A 3,249-nucleotide genomic window follows, 5' to 3' on the forward strand; every position below is an offset into this window, starting at 1 on the left:
GCATGATCATGAGCGAGCCCTATGGCGTGGTCGGCGCGATCACCCCCTGGAATTTTCCCATCTCGATGGCCGGATGGAAGCTTGGTCCGGCGCTGGCCGCGGGCAATGCGGTCGTGCTGAAGCCGTCGGAAATGACACCCTTTTCGGTTGTCTGTATGGCGCAACTCGCCATAAGGGCGGGTCTGCCGGCAGGGCTGATAAACGTGGTGCTGGGAGACGGTCCGACGACCGGAACGGCGCTGACCGGGCATCCCGAGATCGCCAAGGTCAGCTTCACCGGCTCGACCCGCGCCGGCTCGGCCATCATGGAGAACGTCGCTCGCACCGGCGTCAAGCCGATGACCCTGGAGCTCGGCGGCAAGAGCCCGCAGATCGTTTTTGCCGACGCCAACCTCGACAAGGCGGCGACGGCGATCGCCGGCAGCGTCACCTTCAACGCTGGCCAGGCCTGCGTCGCCGGCACGCGGCTGATCGTCGAGAAGAGCGTGGCCGACAGGCTGACGACCGCGATCCTGGTGAAGATGAAGGCGGTGTGGCCCGGCCCGACCTGGGACGAGGCGACGCATTATTCGCCGATCATCTCGGAGCGGCAACGAGGGCGTGTCGACAGCATCGTGCAGGCTGCGGTCAAGGCCGGCGGCGAATGCCTGACCGGCGGCGCCGCCATGGACAGCCCCGGCTATTTCTACGAGCCGACGCTGATCGCTGATGTCGATCAGGTCAATCCCGCGATCGTCGAGGAGATCTTCGGCCCGGTGCTCACAGTGCAGACCTTCGAGACCGAGGACGAGGCGTTGGCGCTATCCTCCCATCCGACCTACGGACTCGCTTCCGGCCTTTTCACTTCCGACCTGTCGCGTACGATCCGTCTGGCGCGCAAGCTCGAAGCGGGCACGGTCTGGGTCAACCGCTACAGCCGCTCGCGCGACCACATTCTGCCGACCGGCGGCTACAAGCGCTCCGGCATCGGCAAGGACCTTGGCCGCGACGCCTATCTCGCCAACCGCAGGACCAAGAGCGTCCTGGTCAGCCTGTGAAGGGATGCCGATGAAATCCTACTCGATCGCCCTGATACCCGGTGACGGCATCGGCCGCGATGTCACCGCCGCCGCCTGGACGGTGCTGGAGACTGCGGCCAAACAGGACGGCGTTGCCCTGACGGGCACCGAGTTCCCCTGGTCCTGCCGCTTCTACAAGGAAACCGGCCGCATGATGCCCGAGGACGGCATCGAGACCTTGCGCGGCTTCGACGCCATCCTTCTCGGTGCGGTCGGCTGGCCGGCGGAGGTGCCGGATTCGGTCTCGTTGCACGGCCTGCTGCTGCCGATCCGCAAGGCATTCGTGCAATACGCCAACATCCGGCCACACCGCCTGCTGCCTGGGGTCAAGGGACCGCTGCGAGCGGAGAGCTTCGACATCCTGTGTATCCGCGAGAACACCGAGGGCGAATATTCCGGCGCCGGCGGGCGCGTGCACCAGGGCACTTTGGACGAGGTTGCGGTGGAGACATCGATCTTCACCCGCGCCGGCGTCGAGCGCATCCTGCGCTTCGGCTTCGAGCAGGCGCGATCACGGCGGGGCAAGCTTGCTTCCGTCACCAAGTCCAACGCGCAGAAATACTCGATGGTGTTCTGGGACGAGGTCACCCGCAAGCTTGCGGGGGATTATCCGGACGTCGAGGTGACCAGCTATCATGTCGATGCGCTCGCGGCGCGCATGATCATGGCGCCGGAGAGCCTCGACGTGCTCGTCGCTTCCAACCTGTTCGGCGACATCCTGACCGACATCGGCGCGGCGATCCAGGGCGGGCTCGGCTATGCCGCCTCCGCCAACATCAATCCCGACCGTTCGGCGCCGTCGATGTTCGAGCCGGTGCACGGCTCGGCGCCCGACATCGCCCATCTCGGCATCGCCAACCCGATCGCCACCATCTGGTCCGGCGCCATGATGCTCGATCATCTCGGCGAAAAGGCTGCCGCCGGCCGCATGATGAAGGCGCTCGAGGCGACAACCGCGCGAGGCATTGGAACCACCCCCGGCAAGGATCGCACACAAGCCATCACCGCTGCCGTCGTCGCGGCGCTCACCTGATTGCAAGGTCGTTTTCGATGAGAAACCTGAAAGACAAAAGCCTCTTCCGCGAAGCCGGTTTGATCGGCGGCGAATGGGTCATCGCCGACTCCGGCAAGACGGTCGATGTCATCGATCCGGCGACCCAGGCCGCGATCGGCACCGTGCCCGACATGGCCGCTCCGGAGACCCGCGCGGCCATAGACGCCGCGGCTGCTGCCGATGGGGATTGGAAGAAGAAAACCAACGCCGAGCGCGCTGCCCTCCTGGAGGCCTGGCATGGGCTGATGCTGGCGCATCTGGACGATCTTGCGCTGATCCTGACGACGGAACAGGGCAAGCCGCTGGACGAGGCCAAAGGCGAGATCCGCTACGGCGCCTCCTTCGTCAAATGGTTCGCCGAGGAAGCACGCCGCATCAACGGCCACACCATCCCGTCGCCGACGAAAGACCGCCGCATCATCGTGCTGAAGGAACCGGTCGGCGTGTGCGGCATCATCACGCCGTGGAATTTTCCCAATGCGATGATCACCCGCAAGGTCGCGCCGGCGTTGGCCGCAGGCTGCACGGTGGTCATCAAGCCGTCAGAATTCACGCCCTATTCGGCGCTGGCGCTCGGCGTGCTTGCCGAGCGGGCGGGCATTCCCGCCGGGGTCATCAACATCGTCACCGGCATGCCGGCCGAGATCGGCAACGAGATCATGGCGAACGAGACGGTGCGCAAGATCTCCTTCACCGGCTCGACGCGGGTCGGCTCGCTGCTGATGCGCGGCGCGGCCGACAGCGTGAAACGGCTCAGCCTGGAGCTCGGCGGCAATGCCCCCTTCATCGTCTTCGACGACGCCGACCTCGACCTCGCCGTTGAGGGCGCACTCGTCTCGAAGTTCCGCAATGGCGGCCAGACCTGCGTTTGCGCCAACCGCATCATCGTCCAGGCCGGTGTCTACGAGACCTTCGCCGCCAAGCTCTCCGCCCGCGTCAACGCCATGAAGGTCGGGCCGGGCACCGAACCCGGCATCGCCATCGGACCGATGATCAACATGGCGGCGGTCGAGAAGATCAACCGTCACGTCGAGGACGCGCTAGCCAAGGGTGCGGCGATCATCACCGAAAAGCCCGCGCTACCGGCCGGTCACCAGTATGTCGCGCCACTGGTGCTGAGCGGCGCCACGAAAGACA

General features: G+C 65.7%; 3 protein-coding genes. All 3 read left to right on the forward strand.

The window, feature by feature from the left end:
- Positions 1 to 1,037 (forward strand): aldehyde dehydrogenase family protein (locus tag EN745_RS32375; RefSeq protein ID WP_145992260.1); only part of this gene is annotated, 1,037 nt, incomplete at its 5' end.
- A gap of 10 nt (positions 1,038 to 1,047) precedes the next feature.
- The gene (locus EN745_RS32380) at positions 1,048 to 2,091 is read left to right on the forward strand and encodes a tartrate dehydrogenase (RefSeq protein WP_127423129.1); all 1,044 of its coding nucleotides are present in this window, start codon (positions 1,048 to 1,050) and stop codon (positions 2,089 to 2,091) included.
- A 17-nt stretch (positions 2,092 to 2,108) separates the two neighbouring features.
- Positions 2,109 to 3,249, forward strand: a 1,141-nt coding sequence (locus tag EN745_RS32385) for an NAD-dependent succinate-semialdehyde dehydrogenase (RefSeq protein ID WP_145992261.1), incomplete at its 3' end; no start/stop codon positions are given.

This window comes from Mesorhizobium sp. M4A.F.Ca.ET.022.05.2.1 (genome assembly GCF_003998845.1).
Lineage (GTDB): Bacteria > Pseudomonadota > Alphaproteobacteria > Rhizobiales > Rhizobiaceae > Mesorhizobium.

What these genes read in the sequence shown, in the direction of transcription:
- EN745_RS32380 (WP_127423129.1), top strand. Translation starts at nt 1,048, where the DNA reads ATGAAATCCTACTCGATCGCCCTGATACCCGGTGACGGCATCGGCCGC.